The following is a 17,579-nucleotide window of genomic DNA, read 5'->3' as shown; positions in this document are numbered from 1 at the left end:
CTTGTTCAGGCCGCGACCGCATCGGGTAGCGCGTAGACACCTTCCTTGTCGTGCACTTCCTGGCCGGTCAGCGGCGGGTTGAAGACGCAGATGACGCGCAGCGGCTCCTTGCCGCCGCACAGCCAGTGCTCGTCGTGTTCGTTCAGGGCGTAGACCACGCCGGGGCCCAGGTCGTACTTCTTGCCGTCGGCAATGGTCTCGATCGAACCGTCGCCCTCGATGCACCACACGGCCTCGAGGTGGTTCTTGTAGTGGATGTGCGTGCGGCCGCCCGGAAAAATGGTGGTCTCATGGAACGAGAATCCCATGCCATCCTTCTTCAGCAGCACGCGGCGGCTGACCCAGGTGTCGGTACGGACTTCGTCGGCGGTGCCGATCACATCTTTGACATTACGTACGATCATTGACGTTTTCCTCCAAATTTCAGGATGCGGGCGGACTGCCCCTCATCGGCCAGCGCTTCTGCCACGCTCGCCTCGATCAGATCCAGGCCCTTGGCCAACAGCTCTTCCTCGATCGTCAGCGCGGGCAGCAGCTTGAGCACCTCATCGTGCGCGCCCGACGTTTCGATCACGACGCCCTTCTTGAAGGCGCATTGGGCGATGCGGTTGGACAGCGCCGGATTGCCGTTGGAAACCAGACCCTGGATCAGGCCGCGGCCGCGAGCCGACAGGCCGGCGTTGGGGTAGCTGTGCACCAGGTTTTCCAGCCAGTCGCCCACCAGGCGTTCCTTGCGCTGAATGTCAGCGGTGAACGCGGCGTTGGTCCAGTAGGTTTCCAGCGCCTGGGTCGCGGTGACGAACGCGAGGTTGTTGCCGCGGAAGGTGCCGCTGTGGGCGCCGGGCTTCCAGATATCCAGCTCGGGCTTCATCAGCACCAGCGACATCGGCAGGCCGAAACCGGATAGCGACTTGGACAGCGTGATGATGTCCGGACGGATGCCGGCGGTCTCGAAGCTGAAGAACGTGCCGGTACGGCCGCAGCCGACCTGGATGTCGTCCACGATCAGCAGCATGTCGTGGCGCTTGCACAGCTTTTCCAGTTCCTTGAGCCAGCGCAGCGTGGCCACGTTGACGCCGCCCTCGCCCTGCACCGTTTCCACGATGACGGCGGCCGGCTTGTCCATGCCGCTGCTCGGGTCTTCCAGCATGCGCTCCATGTAGGCCATGGTGTCCACGTCCGGACCGAAGTATCCGTCGTAGGGCATGAACGTCGTGTTGCCCAGCGCGTAGCCGGCGGCGTCACGGAACTTCATGTTGGCGGTGGCGGCAAGCGAGCCGCCGCTCACGCCGTGAAAACCGTGCGTGAACGAGATCACGTTGGGACGGCCCTTGACCTGGCGCGCGATCTTCAGCGCGGCTTCGACGGCGTTGGTGCCGGTCGGGCCGGTGAATTGCAGCGTGTATTGCCAGTTGCGCGGCTTGAGCAGCACGCGATCCACCGTCTCCAGGAAACGCTTCTTCGCGCTGGTGGCCATGTCCAGGCCGTGGACGACACCGTCCGCCTGCACATACTCCAGCAGCTTTTCCTTGAGAACAGGATTGTTGTGGCCGTAGTTCAGCGTGCCTGCGCCGCTGAAGAAGTCGATGTATTCGGCGCCATCCTCATCGATGAGCGTCGAGCCCCGGGCCTGATTGAATATCACGGGAAACGACCGGATGTAGCCCCGCACCTCAGACTCCATACGGTCAAAGATCTTCAAGTCCATGATTAATCCTCCCTTTTCATCTCATAAATTGACGGACGGCCTGATCCAACCGGGTGCGGCAAGCGCGCCCGGACAGCAGAATCGTCCCGGTAAACCGATAAGACCGTCAGGCCTGTACCACCCCTACGGGGATGGCAAGGCGAACGGGCCTATCCTCAAGAGCATCTCGTCGTCGTGATCCGCGCCGCCGAACAATTGCCGGTCGAAGAACGGCTGTTCGGAAACGTGGGCGCCCACCTCGGCGGCCAAGCCGGCGAAGGTGCGGCGCGAAGCCTGGTTGTCAGGCCCCACCGTGGTTTCAAGATAGCGGACATGCGCCAGGTTCTTGCGCTGCAAGAGTTCCCGGAGCATGGCGCGGCCAAGGCGTTGGCCGCGTGCGCGGGCGTGCACCGCAACCTGCCAGACGAACAGAACGTCGGGGCGGGACGGGTCCACATAGGCGGAAATAAAACCGTTGATACGTCCTCCGGCGCTTTCAGCCAGGACGCAGGTGTCGCGAAAGTGCTCGCACAGGAGCAGGTACGCGTAGAGGGAATTCAGGTCGAGTGGCGGGCACTCGGAAATGAGGCGGTGGATCGCGGCGCCGTCTTTGCGGTCGGGCAGACGCATGGTATGAGTCTGCGCGCTGACCGCCGGCGCCACGGCACTTGAGAGTGTGGGGGTGTCCAGTTCGTTTTTCTTCATGCGACGATTCCCGATTCTGGTGGTGCCCCGCCCGTGGGCACTTCTAGGATGGGCGACGACACGTCTCCATGCGTGTCGACTGCGGCCTGACCCTCCTGTTCCATGAGCGTCACGATGCGCTCCAGGGACAGGGTGATGGTGGCCTGTTCCAATTCCGGCAAGGCATTGAGCGCGTCGGCCAGATGCTTTTGCAGCGGCGACGGCGCGCCTTGCGCCAATTCACGTCCCGCCTCCGTGGCGGTGACAAATACGATGCGGCGGTCTTCACGGCCCCGCTCGCGGCGGATCAGCGCCTTGTCTTCCAGCCGATCCAGGATGCCGACCACCGTGCTGGGGCTGACGTGCATCTCGCGGCTGATCGCCGTGGCCGTCATGGGGCCATTGGCGATCACGGTGCGCAGGCACATCAGCTGCGGCGCAGTAATGTGGCTGACCGCGGACAACTGTCGCGAATGCAGCGCGATCGAACGCGTGATGCGGCGCAGGGCTCGCAAAATGCGCAGGTCGTACTGCTGAGATGTTTCGGATTTCGCGGCGTCAGTCATGGGTTGCGATGGGTTTGGACAAAATCATTTCTACACGAATGATATGCGCCCGATTTATTCGAGTCAAACAAAAACCCCGGCACGATGTAAATAAATGAACGCTGATTTGGCGAGGATGACGGCACTATGACTGGACTTGCCGTGCGGCGGATCCAGCGTGGATGCGGCTCAGCGCGCGGTCGGCCCTAGGTCTTACCCGGATAAAAAACATATGTTTTGTTCATGATGTTTTATTTATCATATGTTTTTACGCGAACGAACGACGCTGCCCTCTCATGCCCCTGCCCTCCTCCCTGCTCGCTGCCCTCCAGGAAAAGCTGGAACAACTGCCGCCTGAATTGCAGCGGGCGGCGCAGTGGGTGGTGGCCAATCCCGCGCAGGTGGGGCTGTGGTCCATGCGCCGGCAAGCGCAGGCGCTGGGCGTGGCGCCCGCCACGATGTTGCGATTGGCCCGTGCGGTGGGCTACGCCAGTTACGAGGATTTCCGCCGGCCGTTCCAGGACGCGCTGGCGGGACGCGACGAGCCGGGAATGCGCGACCGCGCCGCCGCCCTGCAGGCCGCGTCAAGCGACAACCCGGAACCGGGTCCGGGCACGTTGACAGACGTGCAAGTCCAGGCCCTGACCTCGGTCTGCGTGCTGAATTCGACGCAAGCGTTCGACGCTGCCGTGCAGACCCTGCTGAATGCGCGTCAGGTGGGCTTCCTGGGCACGCGCTCGGCCTTCGGCATCGCGTTCCAGATGCGGTATGCCTATCAGCTCGTGCGCCGCAACAGCGTCCTCATTGACGGGCTGGGCGGCGCGCCCGCCGAGCAGGCGGACAACCTTGGCGCGAGCGACGCGCTGATCGTCATCTCGCAGGCGCCTTATCCCACGGCCACCGTCCAGCTCGCACGCCAGGCGGCCCGGCGCGGCGTGACGCTGGTGGCGCTGACCGACGATCCGCTCTCGCCGCTTGCGCTGGACGCCCGCCACACCCTGCGGTTTGCCCCGCCCGACCGCGACGGGGTGCGCGCGCAGCCCGCGCGCCAGGGGCCGGGCTCGTTCTTTCACACGACGGCCGGACTCTTGGGGCTGGCCGAACATCTGATCGCCCGCCTGACGGCCCGCGGCGGCCAAGCCGTGCTCGACAGGCTGGCCGAGGTGGAACAGCGCCTGCGGGCCGACAACGTTTACTGGAATGGCGCGCCCGCGCGCCGCCCGGGCCAGGCCTTCGGGCCGGCAACCTCCTCAACCTGACCCAGGAACTTCGCAGCATGAGCCAAACCCACGTCCTGCATCGCTCCCTCCGCCATACGCCTGCTGTCGCCGTGCGCGGCCAGGGTGTCTGGATTCATGACAGCGCCGGCCGCGCGTATCTTGACGGGTCCGGCGGCGCGGCAGTGTCGTGCCTGGGGCACAACCACCCCGACGTCCAGGCCGCGCTGCACGCGCAGGTGGACGCGCTGGCCTATGCCCACACCAGCTTCTTTACGACCGAGGTCGCGGAAAAGCTGGCGGCGCGGCTCGTGGCCGACGCCCCGGCAGGCACATCGCATGCCTACTTCGTGTCCGGCGGATCAGAAGCGGTGGAAGCGGCGCTGAAGATGGCGCGCCAGTATTTCGTCGAAATCGGCCAGCCGCAGCGCCGCCACATCATCGCGCGGCGGCAGAGCTATCACGGCAATACGCTGGGCGCGCTGGCGGTCGGGGGCAATGCGTGGCGGCGCGCGCAGTTCGCGCCGCTGCTCATCGAGGTCGAACACGTGTCGCCCTGCTATGCCTATCGCGACCAGCACAGCGGCGAAACCGCCGACCAGTACGGCGAAAGGCTGGGCGAGGAACTGGAAGCGGCCATCCAGCGCCTCGGCCCTGACTCGGTGATGGCATTCGTGGCGGAACCCGTGGTGGGCGCCACGTCCGGCGCAGTGACGGCCGTACCCGGCTATTTCCGCCGGATCCGCGAGGTCTGCGACCGTCACGGCGTGCTGTTCATCGCCGACGAGGTCATGTGCGGCATGGGCCGGACCGGCACCCTGTATGCCGTCGAACAAGAAGGCGTGACGCCGGATCTCATCACCATTGCCAAGGGCCTGGGCGGCGGATACCAGCCCATCGGCGCGGTCATGGCGCAGCAGCACATCGTGCAGGCCATGCAGCAAGGCAGCGGCTTTTTCCAGCACGGCCACACCTATCTTGGCCATGCGCTGGCCTGCGCGGCCTCGCTGGCGGTGCAGGACGTGATCCGGCGCGACGGGCTGCTGGAACGGGTGCGCGTGCTGGGCGCAGGCCTGGACGAGCGGCTACGCGCGGCGCTGGGCGAACATCCGCACGTCGGGGACATCCGTGGCCGGGGCCTTTTCATGGGCGTGGAACTGGTCCGGGACCGCGCCACCAAACAGACCTTCGATCCCGATCTGGCGCTGCATGCGCGGATCAAGCGCGAGGCCATGGCGCGGGGGCTGATGGTCTACCCCATGGGCGGCACGATTGACGGCCGCCAGGGCGATCACGTGCTGCTTGCGCCGCCCTTCATCATTTCCGAGGACGAATTGGACCAACTGACCGAACGGCTGACCGGCGCCATCGACGCCGCCATCGCGCAATCGGGCGACTAGACGCCGGCCGTTGACGCGGGATCGAAAGACCCGCTTTGCGCAGGTTCGGTCAGCCGGCCGCCGCGCGGCGCCAGGGCGGCCAGGCGCCGATCGTGAGCGCGCGCAGGAACCATTCGACGGGTCCGTAGGCGTGGCGCCGCAACCACCATGCGGACAGCGGCAGCTGAGCGGCAAAGATGGCCACCGCGACCAGGAATGCGGCCAGGGGCGGCACGGCGGCATACAGCCGCAAGCCCCAGGCCGTGAAGAGGAATGCGCAGACGACCGACTGCATCAGGTAATTGCTCAGCGCCATCCGTCCCGCCGGTGCCAGCCACGCCCCCAGGCGCTCGCCCGGCCCCGTGCGCAGCGCCAGCAGAAACGCCGCACCGTACGACAGGCTCAAGAGCGGCGCCGTGAACAGGCCCACGGCCAATCCCGGCAGTTCCCACACCACGCGGGCCTGCGGCAATGCGCTGGTCGCGTAGGCGGCGGCGCCGGCCAGTCCCGGCAAGAGGCCCAGCGCGCAGAGCAGCCCAAGCGCGCGGCGCGAGCGCCACGGGTCCGAGAGCGCATTGCGCCGCCCCAGCGCATATCCGGCCAGGAACATGGCAAAGACGAAAGGCCCCTGCACGAGCAGCACGGTGAACCAGATGGTTTCCGTGAGCTCCTTGATGTGCTGCGCGATCGTGGTGCCGATGGTGCCGCGATACGCCTCGATGGAGGCCAGCGCCTCGGCCTTGTACAGCGCGGCATATCCAGCGGGCGCCGGATCCAGGAATGTCAGCGCGCCCAGGATCGCCCACACCGCCGACGCCAGCACGATCAGCCACAGCGCCACGCGCAGCGCACGGCCCGGATCCATGCGCCGGCACAACAGCAACGCGAAGCCCAGCAAGGCATAGGTCACCAGAATGTCGCCCTGGTAGAACAGGATGGCGTGCGCAAAGCCCAGGACAGCCAGCCCCGCCAGCCTGCGCAGGAAGCGCGGCGCGAAGGCGGCGTCGGCCTGTTCGGCCGCGGCCATCTGCAGTGTGAAGCTGTAGCCGAACAGGAAAGAAAACAGCAGGTAGAACTTGGTCTCGAACAACCAGGCGATCAGCCAGCGCACCGTCACGTCGACCGGGCGCGAATAGACCGGATCGGCCACGCCCCCGCCATAGAACGGAAAGGCGAACACGCCGATGTTGACCACCAGGATGCCGAAGAGCGCAAAGCCGCGCAGGGCATCGACGTGGGCAAGCCGCGGCCGGACGGCGTGGCCGCCGCTCATGCCCGCCCCCGGATCGCGTGCCGGCGGCGCAAGACGCGCGTACCGCCGGGCCTTTGCTGCGTCAGGCGGCGGGCAGGCCTCAACCCAGCACCGGAGACAGCAACGGCTGCTTGGGCCGCACGTCCAGCGCGCGCCCCTTGCGGGCCCGCTTGCCGACGTAGACCGCCAGGTCCGCACCCGCCAGGATGTCCTCGGTCATCTTGTTGCGGTAGATGCCGGTGGCGCGCAGCCCCAACGTGCCGATCGGCACGGTCTGATCGAGCTTGTCCGCGCCGTCCAGCCCCATCAGGATGGTGCCGCGTCCGCCGCCCGCCAGCGACTTGACTTCATCAAGGCCGAAGACCAGGAACTTGCCCTTTTGCGACAGCAGCGCCAGTTGCTGGGCGCCGGCGAACAACGGCACCGGACGCAGCAGTTCGTCGCCCGTCTCAAGGGTGATGAACTGCTTGCCGGCCCGCTGGCGGCTGACCATGTCGGACAGCTTGGCCGCGAACCCGTAGCCGCCGCGCGTTGCCAGCAGCCAGCGGCTGTCGGCGGAGGCAGCGATCGTGTGGACGATGCGCGTGCCCGATTCCAGGTCAATCATCGTGGTGACCGGCTGGCCGTCGCCACGCGCCGACGGCAGGCCGGACACCGGCACGGAATAGACCCTGCCGTTGTCGCCAACTGCGATCAGCGTGTCGGTGGTGCGGCACTCGAAGGCGCCGTACAGATCGTCGCCCTGCTTGAAGCCGAATTGCGCGGCGTCATGGCCGTGGCCCTGACGGGCCCGCAGCCAGCCCTTTTGCGAAACGATCACGGTGACTGGCTCGTCCAGCACCTTGGTTTCAAGCACGGCGCGCTCGGCCGTCTCGATCAGGGTGCGGCGCTCGTCGCCATATTGCTTGGCGTCGGCTTCGATCTCCTTGACCAGCAGGCGCTTGAGCGTCGTGGGGTTGTCCAAAAGTTCTTGCAGCGAGACCTGTTCCTTGCGCTTGTCGGCCAGTTCCTGCTCGATCTTGAAGCCTTCCAGGCGGGCCAGCTGGCGCAAACGCATTTCGAGGATGTCCTCGGCTTGCCGTTCGGACAGCTTGAAGCGTTGCATCAACGCGGCGCGGGGCTCGTCGGATTCGCGGATCGTCTGGATGACCTCGTCCACGTTCAGGTAGACGACCATGCGCCCTTCCAGCACGTGGATGCGGTCAATGACCTTGTCCAGGCGGAAGCGCGTGCGGCGCACCACGGTGTTGGTGCGGAACGCCAGCCATTCGACCAGGATGTCGCGCAGGCCCTTCTGGCGCGGACGGCCGTCGGTGCCGATGCACACCAGGTTGACGCTGGCGCTGCCTTCCATGCTGGTCTGCGCCAGCAGCGTGTTGACGAATTCGTCGCGGTCGACCCGCGAGGTCTTGGGTTCGAAGACCAGACGAACGGCGGCGTCCTTGCCGGATTCGTCGCGTACCGCATCCAGCAGGTTCAGCATGACCGCCTTGGCCTGCGTCTGCTCCGGCGTCAGGCTCTTCTTGCCCGTCTTGACCTTGGGATTGGTGATTTCCTCGATCTCTTCCAGCACCTTCTGGCCCGAGGTGCCAGGCGGCAGCTCGTTGACGACCAGTTGCCACTGGCCACGCGCCAGTTCCTCGAACTGCCAGCGCGCGCGCACCTTCAGGGATCCGCGGCCCACACTGTAGATTTGAGCGATGTCGGCCGCCGGGGTGATGATCTGGCCGCCGCCCGCGAAGTCCGGGCCGGGGATCATGGCGTACAGCTCTTCGTCGGGCAACTGCGGCTGCTTGATGAGCGCCACGCAGGCCTGGGCGACTTCGCGCAGGTTATGCGGGGGGATCTCGGTGGCCATGCCCACGGCGATGCCCGAGGCGCCGTTCAGCAGCATCACGGGCAGGCGCGCCGGCAGCATCTGCGGCTCTTGCTGGCTGCCGTCGTAGTTGGGCACGAAATCCACCGTGCCCTCGTCCAGTTCGTCGAGCAGCAGCTTGGCGATCGGTGTGAGGCGCGCTTCCGTATAACGCATGGCGGCGGCGTTGTCGCCGTCGCGCGAACCGAAGTTGCCCTGGCCGTCGATCAGCGGATAGCGCAGCGAAAAGTCCTGCGCCATGCGGACCATGGCGTCGTACGCCGCCTGGTCGCCATGCGGATGGTACTTACCAAGCACGTCGCCGACGACGCGCGCCGATTTGACGGGCTTGGCGCCGGAGCCCAGCCCCATCGCCTGCATGGCGAAAAGGATGCGGCGCTGCACGGGCTTCTGCCCGTCGCCCACGTCGGGCAGCGCGCGGCCGCGCACCACGGACACCGCGTAGTCCAGATAGGCCTGCTCCGCGTAGCGCGCCAGCGTGATGGCGGCGTTGCCATCGCCGTCGCCGCCGGGCGGATTGGAGTCGAACAGGCCGGGTTGATTGGTGTCGGTCATGTTGTATTCAGGTAGACAATTTCATCGAAACGGCGTCAATGCGCCTCAGGCGGACGGGGCCAGGAACTGCGTGTCGGCAACATGCGCGCGCATCTGGGTGCGCACTGCCTGCAGCGTGGCGGCGTCCTGCCCGCGCTTGGGGATGATCACGCCTTGCAACGTGCCCAGGATGACGTAGAGGTGCTCGGGGGTTTCCTCGACCCGACGCACGTCGGACCACGCCATGTGCCCGGAGGCGGTGGCAGTGGTGTCCGTGACGCCGTCCGTCCCGAAGTCCAGCTCGTGCCGCCCCAGGTAAAGCGTGTCCGGCTGCTTGGCCAGCATGCGGCGCGTGTTCATCTTCACGAGGCCGGGCAGGACGTATTCGTACGCCAGGGCCAGCAACGCGAGGATGCCCAGGCCCACCGCCAGGCCCTGGAAATACACCGGCAGCAGCGCGCCCCAGTTGGGGCCCTTGCCGTCCCAGGTCTGCCAGATCAGGTAGGCCAGCAAGGCCACGATCATCAGGACGCCGAAGCGCAGATGGGACCGGTAACGGCGGCGGCGCAGTTCCGGCCGTTTGTACACATAGGCGGCGAAATCCGCGTAGTCGTCGGCGGTCAGGTCGACGACCATGCGGGCTTGCCCGGGCACGGTGGCGGTCATCAGATGTCGAGCTCCGCCAGGTTGCCCTTTTCCTCGATCCACGCGCGGCGTTGCGAGGACTCGCCCTTGCCCATCAGCATGTCGAACATGCGCGTGGTGTCCTCGGGCGTCTGGTCGCCGTAGCCCACCGGCAGCAGGCGGCGCGTGTCGGGATTCATGGTGGTTTCCCAGAGCTGCTCGGGATTCATTTCGCCCAGGCCCTTGAACCGGCTGACGGCCCATGCGCCTTCGCGCACGCCTTCCTTGCGCAGCTTGTCCTGCGCGGCCTCGAGCTCGCCTTCGTCAAGACAGTAGATCTTGCGGGCGGGGCGCTTGCCCTGCGCCGGCACGTCCAGACGGAACAGCGGCGGCTTGGCGACGTAGACGTTGCCGGCCTCGACGAGCTTGGGAAAGTGGCGGTAGAACAGCGTCAGCAGCAGCACCTGAATGTGCGAGCCGTCGACGTCCGCGTCCGACAGGATGCAGATGCGGCCGTAGCGCAGGCCGGACAGGTCGGGCGTATCGTTGGGACCGTGCGGATCCACGCCGATCGCCACGGAAATGTCGTGGATCTCGTTGTTGGCAAAGAGGCGGTCGCGGTCGACTTCCCAGGAGTTGAGCACCTTGCCGCGCAGCGGCAGGATGGCCTGGAATTCCTTGTCGCGGCCCATCTTGGCCGAGCCGCCGGCCGAATCGCCCTCGACCAGGAATACCTCGGTGCGCGTGGCGTCGCTGGACTCGCAGTCGGTCAGCTTGCCGGGCAGGACCGCCACGCCGGAGCTCTTGCGCTTTTCGACCTTTTGGGCCGAGCGCTGGCGCGCCTGCGCCTGCCGGATGGCCAGTTCGGCAAGCTTCTTGCCGTACTCCACATTGCTGTGCAGCCACAGATCGAGCGCGCTCTTGGAGAACCCGCCGACCAGGCGCACGGCGTCGCGGCTGTTCAGGCGTTCCTTGATCTGGCCCTGGAATTGCGGATCGAGCACCTTGGCCGACAGCACGAAGCTGGCGCGGGCGAACACGTCTTCGGGCAGCAGCTTCACGCCCTTGGGCAGCAGGCTGTGCAGTTCGGCAAACCCCTTCACGGCGCCGAACAGGCCTTCGCGCAGGCCGGACTCGTGCGTGCCGCCTGCCGGCGTGGGAATGAGGTTGACGTAGGACTCGCGCACCGCATTGCCGTCCTCGGTCCAGGCCACGACCCATTGGGCGCCCTCGCCCTCGGCGAAGTTTTCGTGGTCGGCGCCGGCGTATTGAGCGCCTTCGAAGAACGGCACCATCAGTTCGGCGCCCGCCAGGGCCTCGGCCAGGTAGCCGCGCAGGCCGTCCTGGTACTGCCAGGTCTTGGTGTCCCCGGTTTTCTCGTTGACGAGCGTGACCTTCACGCCCGGCAGCAGCACGGCCTTGCTGCGCAATAGGTGGGTGAGCTCGCCCAGCGGAATGTTGGGGCTGTCGAAATACTTGGCGTCCGGCCAGACGCGCACGCGGGTGCCGGACTTCTTGCGGCCGCCCTGGTCGTAGGGTGCCAGGGGCTCGGCGACGTCGCCGCCCTTGAACACCAGGCGGTTCACGGCGTTGTCGCGCCAGACGACGACTTCCAGGCGGGTGGCCAGCGCGTTGGTGACGGACACGCCGACGCCGTGCAGGCCGCCGGAGAAGGCGTACGCGCCGCCGCCGGCCTTGTCGAATTTGCCGCCCGCGTGCAGGCGCGTGAACACGAGTTCGACGACGGGCGCGTTTTCTTCGGGATGCAGGCCGACGGGAATGCCGCGGCCGTCGTCTTCGACGGACACGCTGCCATCGGCGTGCAGCGTGACCTGGATCTGTTTGCCGTAGCCGGCCAAGGCCTCGTCTGCGGCGTTATCTATGACCTCCTGCACGACGTGCAGGGGGTTTTCGGTGCGGGTGTACATGCCCGGGCGCTGCCGCACGGGTTCCAGCCCCTTCAGGACGCGGATGGACGCCTCGTTGTAACGTGGAGTGGCCAAGTTATCCCCAACATCTGTGGAAAAAAACCGACATTTTACGGACAAGCCTAGATTCTGCGCGGCTCCGGGTGGGATGCGCACGACCTGACCAGGTCCGATTTCGGTAGGATGATGACAGTCACAACCGCCGATCCGGACTTTCACCGGCCGGATCGCGACAGCTGCGCCGCAACATCCTACACAAAATCCTGCAAACCCTGTTGTTATTAACAGTGGTATGCCTGTTGTTATTGACAGTGGTATGCTTGAGTCCATTCCACAAACAAGAACAACGGCAAGGCGCGTCTTAACGCGCCTTTTGCTGCCGAACCGAGAATCACCATCATGAGCGACCAAATCAAGAACGTCAGTGACGCCAGCTTCGATGCCGATGTGTTGAAATCCGGCCAGCCGGTGCTGGTGGACTACTGGGCTGCCTGGTGTGGCCCCTGCAAGATGATCGCCCCCATCCTGGAAGAAGTCGCCGCCGAATACGCAGGCCGCTTGACGATCGCCAAGCTGAACGTGGATGAAAACCAGGGCACGGCCACCAAGTACGGCATCCGCGGCATTCCCACCCTTATGCTCTTTAAAGACGGCCAGGCTGCCGCCACCAAGGTTGGCGCGCTGTCGAAGTCGCAACTCACCGCATTCCTGGACGGCGCGTTGTAAATCGCGTGCTGTAACCGAGGGCGCCGCCGCATAGGCGGCGCTCATTCAGTACCGCGCGAGCCCGTCCGTGGCGCGCCGCCAGAGCCCTCCTTTACTTTTCCCCCACACCCACCGCGATGCACCTCAACGAACTGAAGGCGCTGCACGTCTCGCAGCTGCTCGAAATGGCCGCTGGCCTGGAAATCGAAAACGCCAACCGCCTGCGCAAGCAGGAACTGATGTTCGCCATCATGAAGCGGCGCGCCAAGCAAGGCGAGCAGATCTTCGGCGACGGCGTTCTTGAAGTCCTGCCCGACGGCTTCGGTTTCCTGCGCTCGCCGGAAACCTCGTATCTGGCCAGCACCGACGACATCTACATTTCTCCGTCGCAGATCCGCCGCTTCAATCTGCACACCGGCGACTCCATCGAAGGCGAAGTGCGCACCCCCAAGGATGGCGAGCGCTACTTTGCCCTGGTGAAGGTGGACAAGGTCAACGGCGTGGCGCCCGAGGCGATCAAGCATCGCATCATGTTCGAGAACCTGACGCCGCTGCATCCGAACCGCGTCATCCGCCTGGAACGCGACATCAAGAGCGAGGAAAACCTCACTGGCCGGATCCTCGACGTCTTCGCCCCGATCGGCATGGGCCAGCGCGGCCTGATCGTCGCCAGCCCCAAGTCCGGCAAGACGGTGATGATGCAGCACATTGCGCACGCCATCACCACCAACTACCCCGACGCGGTCATGATCGTCCTGCTGGTCGACGAACGCCCGGAAGAAGTGACCGAAATGCAGCGCACGGTGCGCGGTGAAGTCGTGGCCTCGACCTTCGACGAGCCCGCCACCCGTCACGTGCAAGTGGCCGAAATGGTCATCGAAAAGGCCAAGCGCCTGGTCGAAATGAAGAAGGACGTCGTGATCCTGCTGGACTCGATCACCCGTCTGGCCCGCGCCTACAACACCGTCGTGCCGGCCTCCGGCAAGGTGCTGACCGGCGGCGTGGACGCCAACGCCCTGCAGCGCCCCAAGCGCTTCTTCGGCGCGGCGCGCAACCTGGAAGAAGGCGGCTCGCTCACCATCCTTGGCACGGCGCTGATCGAAACCGGCAGCCGCATGGATGAAGTCATCTATGAAGAATTCAAGGGCACCGGCAACTCCGAAGTCCACCTCGAACGCCGCCTGGCCGAAAAGCGCGTCTACCCGTCCATCAACCTGAACAAGTCGGGCACCCGCCGCGAAGAGCTGCTGATCGCCCCCGACCTGCTCCAGAAGGTGTGGGTGCTGCGCAAGTTCATTCACGACATGGACGAAGTCCAGTCCATGGAATTCATCCTGGACAAGATGCGCGCCACCAAGACCAACGCCGAATTCTTCGACATGATGAAGAAGAAGTAAGCGCACCGTCCGCGCCCACGAAAAAGCCGCCCTCGAGGGCGGCTTTTTCGTGGGCGGCAGCTCAGTGCTCGATGAACTCCGGCATCCGGCGCGGCGAGGAATTGGCCGGCCGGGGCGTCTGCTTGTCCGGTTCCTTGCCCGAGGCGTCGATGGGTTCGATGCGCGGGTCGTCCCAGCTTCCCGTGACGGCGTATTCCATCGTCATCGCGCGCGCCAGCGGCTGCTTGAGGAGCCACTGCGTGACGAAGGCGCCCAGGCCGATCAGCGGGTTTACCGCCAGCGCGGTGACCATTGCCGCGCCGCTGGCGTCCAGATTGGGAATCACCACCGCCTTCATGTCCCAGCGTTCCTTGACGAGGTTCACGCCGCCCGCCAGGACGATTGCGGCCACCGGACCGTTGATCTTGTAGCCTTCGGTATTCAGCGTGCCGTCGGCCACCTTGACGTTGCCGCGGATGGTGTCGAACGGAAACCCGTCCCGCAACAGGTTCGTGGGATTGACGTCCAGCCGCGCCAGCCGCTGCAGCGACTGCAGCGACAGCAGTTCCAACAGGCGCGCCGTGCGGGAGTTCACGTGCATGAAGCGGCCGTTGTCCAGGCTGACGACCACATCGCCCACCACGTCGGCGATATCGTGTGTCCACGGCAGGTTGCGCCAGGTCGCCTTGCCCTGGATCGTTCCCTTGCCGTTGGACACGACGTTCTCAAAGCCGATGCGGCTCATGAAGTCGCCGACGTTTTCCAGCTTGAGCACGGCATCGACGGTCAGCCCCCGGTTCGGCCCTTCAAGCCCCCAATTGCCCGTCGCGTTCAAGGCCGCCGAATCATTGGTGATGGACAGCTTGTCCAGCCGCCATTGCCGCCCCCGCTCCAGGTTGGTGCCCGTCACCTGCAGCGCCCCCAGGTTCTTGCCATACAACAAGAATTGATTGGCCTGCAAATCAATCGCGGGAATGTCGGACAGGTCGTTGCCGGAGGCCAGCGCCTTGTCGGCCTGGTTGGAGTCGCCCTCGCCCGCAATGGACAGATGCTTCAGGCGGGCGGTGATCTGCCCGGCGATGGTGCCCTGCGCCTCGCGCCATTCCAGCGTGCCTGCCGCCTGCCGCGATTCCAGTTCGACGCGCCAGCGCGCCGGCGCGGGGCGCGTGGCATACAGCGTCAGGTCATTGAGGGTGTAGCCGCTGGTGTGCAGCGCGCCGGCAGCCAGACTGATGCGCTCGGGCTGCGGCAGGATGGGCTTGGAAGGCGGCCGGCCCTTCGCGGGCGCCACATTGAATCCCTCGGAGACGGCATCCCAGGCGTCCATGTCCAGTTCGGGCAAGCTGGCGTTAAGGCTAAGCCCGCGCTCCGGCAGGCTGGCCGGCCGCCCGATACCCAGCGCGCCGCGCGAAAAGTAGGCGGCCGAGCCCTCTGCGGGGTCCCGTTCGAACAAGACGTTGACGTTATCGCCCAGGCTGGCCGTCAGCCAGCGCCGGTCGCGGGCGCCGCGGTCCTGCGCCGGCGACCATTGCAGCTTCAGCAACTGCGCGGACTTGGCCGGCTTGCCGGCGGGCGCCGGCATGTCGATCGCCATGCCAACCAGGTCGGACTCGGCCGATATGTCGATGGCGCCGCCCTTCAAGTAGAGCAGCCGGCCCTTGTAGGCCGCGCGGCCGGTGAAACGCGACATCGATGCGGCGCGGCTCAACTGCGCCAGCCCGGGCCCCGACAGGGTGCCGTCAAAACGCAACGCGTCCGTTCCCTGCGCCAGCGTGCCGTAGATGTTGACGGGGCCGCCCAGGAATTGCGCCCGGATGCCCTTGGTCTGCACGCCTTTTTCTGAGAACTCCAGATCGCCGTGGATCTGGCTGAGCGGCGGGATCTCGGGCATGAAGGTAAAGGAATTGTCCGAGAAGCGGATACGCCCCTGGACCTGGGTGTCATCGGTATTGAGCAGCGGCACCTTCAGGTCGAGCGGCATGCGCCAGTCGCCGGTGCCGTGGGCCTCGTCCAAGGCCCCGTCCAGCAGTTCGCCCAACGGAGAATTCGCGGCCAGCGCCAGATAGGCCGCCACGGGCCCCGAGGCGTCGCCGGTGACCTGCAGTTCCGAGTCATGCTCCATGTTGGGAATGGCCGCCTTCACGGCGCCCAACGTGACGGTGTGCCCCTTGCCGGTGTGCGCCACCGCGCCGCCCGCGCTGTCCAGCGCCAGGCTCACCTTGTCGATGCGGAAACTGCCCGACAGGTTTTCCAGCATCGGCCAGCCCTTGCGGTTCTCGCCCGCCGGCGCGTAGTCGACCTTCGCGCCGGAATACGCGCCGGCGATGACGAACTCGCCGGTGGCGCCCGGCGCACCGAATGGGAAATCGTCCAGATCCCCCTTGAGCGTGATGGCCGCCGAATGCATCTGGCCGGCAGGCAAACCGGTCGCCAGCCATTCGCGGGCGTCGGCGTTCACCTCGAGCGGCAGATAACGGTGGATGGCGGGCATCGACCCGCGCACCATCGTGCCGCGCACGTCGGCGCTGCCCGCCGCGGTCTTGCCCTCTTTGCGCCACTGGCCTTGCAGACGCACATCCATGTCTTCATTGGCCAGGCGCATCTGGGCCACGTCCACGAACCAGTTGTCCGCATCAGGCCCCTTGACCTGGGCGTCGAGCTCCAGGTCGTCGGCCCGCAGCGTCGGCGACTCGAAGACGCCCGGCAGGGTCACGCGCAACTGATGCACCGCGCCCTTGACCGTCACGTCGGCCGCGCCGGGGCTGCGCGCCATCGGCAGGCCATCGATCGACACGAAATCGCCCGGCAGCGCGGCAATGCGCAACTGGCCCGAACCGCCCTGAAAGGCGGGTCCGTCCGGCGACGCGCGCCAGGACACGCCGCGCGCGGCGAGGTCGCTCGTCAATTTGGTGAGTTTGCCGTGGTCGAGCTGCCACCACGCGCGCGCGGCGATGCGGCCGGCAACCCGGGGCACGTCGATCCAGGGCGCCCAGGCCAGCGGTTCCACGTCATCGACCTGGGCAAAGATCTGGCCGCTCCAGTTGGCGGGCTTCTTGGCGTCGGCGGCAAACAGGCTGCGGTTGAATTCGCCGCGCAGCTCCAGTTTGTGGGCCAGCACCGGCCCCGCGGATGCCTGCAGCACGAACCGATGCGAGAGACTGCCGTTGCGCACCAGGAAGTCGACGCCTTCCAACGTAAGCTCCGGCGCCTGGCGCAATTCGTCCTGCCAGCGCAGCGTGGCGTCGCTGACCCGCAGCTCGCGCTGCGCCGCCAGCCAGCGCAGGCCAGGATGGTTCAGGTCGGAAGCGTGGTCGCTGGCATTCAGGTCGATATTCTGGCCAGCGACCCAAAGATGGTTTGACGTGTCCCGCCGCAGCGTCAGTTCCGGCTTTTCGAGCCGCAGCCGCACCAGGGTGGGCGACAGGGACAGGATGCTGCGCCATGCCACGACCGCGGACACGGACGGCAGGCTCAATACCGGATCCGTCTCGTCGTCGTAGACCTGGACGGCGGCGAGATCGAGCCGGGGATTGAGCCCTTGCCAGTTGGCCTTGATCGCGCCGATCGTGACGCGGGCGCCCAGCGCCTGGCTGGCGTAGGCTTCGATCTGAGGGCGCCACTGATCCACCCGCGGGAGGACCCAATAGCGCACGCCCAGAAACCCGATGGCGACAACGCCATAGACGATCAGCGCGGCCCAGAACAGGCTGCGGAGCACTTTTTTTGGAACAGACACGGATCAGTGGGCAGGAGGAGATGTCTTGCAGTATCG

At 66.0% G+C, this 17,579-nt stretch carries 13 protein-coding genes; 4 read left to right on the top strand and 9 right to left on the bottom strand.

The window, feature by feature from the left end; all coding sequences use genetic code 11:
* Positions 1–5: 5 nt before the first annotated feature.
* The 4 genes from HV786_RS25715 to HV786_RS25700 all read right to left on the bottom strand — a co-directional run bounded on the left by HV786_RS25715 (position 6) and on the right by HV786_RS25700 (position 2,937).
* Positions 6–404, bottom strand: coding sequence for an ectoine synthase (locus HV786_RS25715; protein WP_008165124.1), 399 nt, complete (start codon positions 402–404; stop codon positions 6–8).
* On the bottom strand, positions 401–1,708 hold the full coding sequence (gene ectB, locus HV786_RS25710; RefSeq protein WP_128827927.1) for a diaminobutyrate--2-oxoglutarate transaminase: 1,308 nt from the start codon (positions 1,706–1,708) through the stop codon (positions 401–403). The genes HV786_RS25715 and ectB overlap by 4 nt, the downstream gene beginning before the upstream one ends.
* A gap of 123 nt (positions 1,709–1,831) precedes the next feature.
* Complete coding sequence (ectA, locus tag HV786_RS25705) at positions 1,832–2,392, bottom strand: diaminobutyrate acetyltransferase (protein WP_056315633.1); 561 nt, start codon at positions 2,390–2,392, stop codon at positions 1,832–1,834.
* Positions 2,389–2,937 carry a MarR family winged helix-turn-helix transcriptional regulator gene (locus tag HV786_RS25700; RefSeq protein ID WP_062842049.1) on the bottom strand — a complete coding sequence of 183 codons (549 nt, stop codon included), beginning with the start codon at positions 2,935–2,937 and terminating at the stop codon, positions 2,389–2,391. Before HV786_RS25700 ends, ectA begins: the two co-directional genes overlap by 4 nt.
* Before the next feature lie 209 nt (positions 2,938–3,146).
* On the opposite strand from HV786_RS25700, the gene HV786_RS25695 reads away from it, so the two are divergent.
* Both HV786_RS25695 and HV786_RS25690 read left to right on the top strand, forming a co-directional pair.
* Entirely contained in the window at positions 3,147–4,175 is a 1,029-nt protein-coding gene (locus tag HV786_RS25695) for a MurR/RpiR family transcriptional regulator (RefSeq protein ID WP_420809661.1), read from the top strand.
* Positions 4,176–4,192: 17 nt separating this feature from the next.
* Positions 4,193–5,533 carry an aspartate aminotransferase family protein gene (locus HV786_RS25690; RefSeq protein ID WP_128827926.1) on the top strand — a complete coding sequence of 447 codons (1,341 nt, stop codon included), beginning with the start codon at positions 4,193–4,195 and terminating at the stop codon, positions 5,531–5,533.
* A gap of 49 nt (positions 5,534–5,582) precedes the next feature.
* On the opposite strand, the gene HV786_RS25685 is transcribed toward HV786_RS25690, so the two are convergent.
* The 4 genes from HV786_RS25685 to parE form a co-directional block, all read right to left on the bottom strand.
* Positions 5,583–6,785, bottom strand: coding sequence for a DUF418 domain-containing protein (locus HV786_RS25685; protein WP_175212016.1), 1,203 nt, complete (start codon positions 6,783–6,785; stop codon positions 5,583–5,585).
* Between the two features lie 79 nt (positions 6,786–6,864).
* Positions 6,865–9,195 (bottom strand): DNA topoisomerase IV subunit A, encoded by a 2,331-nt coding sequence (gene parC / locus HV786_RS25680; RefSeq protein ID WP_128827925.1) that lies wholly within the window; start codon positions 9,193–9,195, stop codon positions 6,865–6,867.
* 45 nt (positions 9,196–9,240) lie between these two features.
* Positions 9,241–9,840, bottom strand: coding sequence for a YcxB family protein (locus tag HV786_RS25675; protein WP_128827924.1), 600 nt, complete (start codon positions 9,838–9,840; stop codon positions 9,241–9,243).
* Complete coding sequence (parE, locus tag HV786_RS25670; RefSeq protein WP_128827923.1) at positions 9,840–11,801, bottom strand: DNA topoisomerase IV subunit B; 1,962 nt, start codon at positions 11,799–11,801, stop codon at positions 9,840–9,842. Before parE ends, HV786_RS25675 begins: the two co-directional genes overlap by 1 nt.
* Before the next feature lie 324 nt (positions 11,802–12,125).
* Here parE and trxA point away from each other — a divergent pair, with 324 nt between their 5' ends.
* A complete protein-coding gene (gene trxA / locus HV786_RS25665) occupies positions 12,126–12,452 on the top strand; it encodes a thioredoxin TrxA (RefSeq protein ID WP_056315616.1) in 327 nt (108 codons plus the stop codon).
* Positions 12,453–12,568: 116 nt separating this feature from the next.
* Entirely contained in the window at positions 12,569–13,828 is a 1,260-nt protein-coding gene (gene rho / locus HV786_RS25660) for a transcription termination factor Rho (protein ID WP_043541410.1), read from the top strand.
* 61 nt (positions 13,829–13,889) lie between these two features.
* Here the strand turns inward: rho and HV786_RS25655 are convergent, their stop codons facing one another.
* A complete protein-coding gene (locus tag HV786_RS25655) occupies positions 13,890–17,525 on the bottom strand; it encodes a YhdP family protein (RefSeq protein WP_128827922.1) in 3,636 nt (1,211 codons plus the stop codon).
* Positions 17,526–17,579 lie beyond the last annotated feature (54 nt).

Origin of the sequence: Achromobacter mucicolens (assembly GCF_902859725.1) — a bacterium.
Lineage (GTDB): Bacteria > Pseudomonadota > Gammaproteobacteria > Burkholderiales > Burkholderiaceae_B > Achromobacter > Achromobacter mucicolens.
Note: the sequence above shows the minus strand (reverse complement) of the source record. Positions and strands in the feature narration are given on the sequence as shown.

Coding starts and splice junctions, on each gene's coding strand:
- rho (WP_043541410.1), top strand. CDS start 12,569: ATGCACCTCAACGAACTGAAGGCGCTGCACGTCTCGCAGCTGCTCGAA.
- HV786_RS25690 (WP_128827926.1), top strand. CDS start 4,193: ATGAGCCAAACCCACGTCCTGCATCGCTCCCTCCGCCATACGCCTGCT.
- ectB (WP_128827927.1), bottom strand. CDS start 1,708: ATGGACTTGAAGATCTTTGACCGTATGGAGTCTGAGGTGCGGGGCTAC.
- HV786_RS25685 (WP_175212016.1), bottom strand. CDS start 6,785: ATGAGCGGCGGCCACGCCGTCCGGCCGCGGCTTGCCCACGTCGATGCC.
- HV786_RS25715 (WP_008165124.1), bottom strand. CDS start 404: ATGATCGTACGTAATGTCAAAGATGTGATCGGCACCGCCGACGAAGTC.
- ectA (WP_056315633.1), bottom strand. CDS start 2,392: ATGAAGAAAAACGAACTGGACACCCCCACACTCTCAAGTGCCGTGGCG.
- parC (WP_128827925.1), bottom strand. CDS start 9,195: ATGACCGACACCAATCAACCCGGCCTGTTCGACTCCAATCCGCCCGGC.
- HV786_RS25700 (WP_062842049.1), bottom strand. CDS start 2,937: ATGACTGACGCCGCGAAATCCGAAACATCTCAGCAGTACGACCTGCGC.
- HV786_RS25675 (WP_128827924.1), bottom strand. CDS start 9,840: ATGACCGCCACCGTGCCCGGGCAAGCCCGCATGGTCGTCGACCTGACC.
- trxA (WP_056315616.1), top strand. CDS start 12,126: ATGAGCGACCAAATCAAGAACGTCAGTGACGCCAGCTTCGATGCCGAT.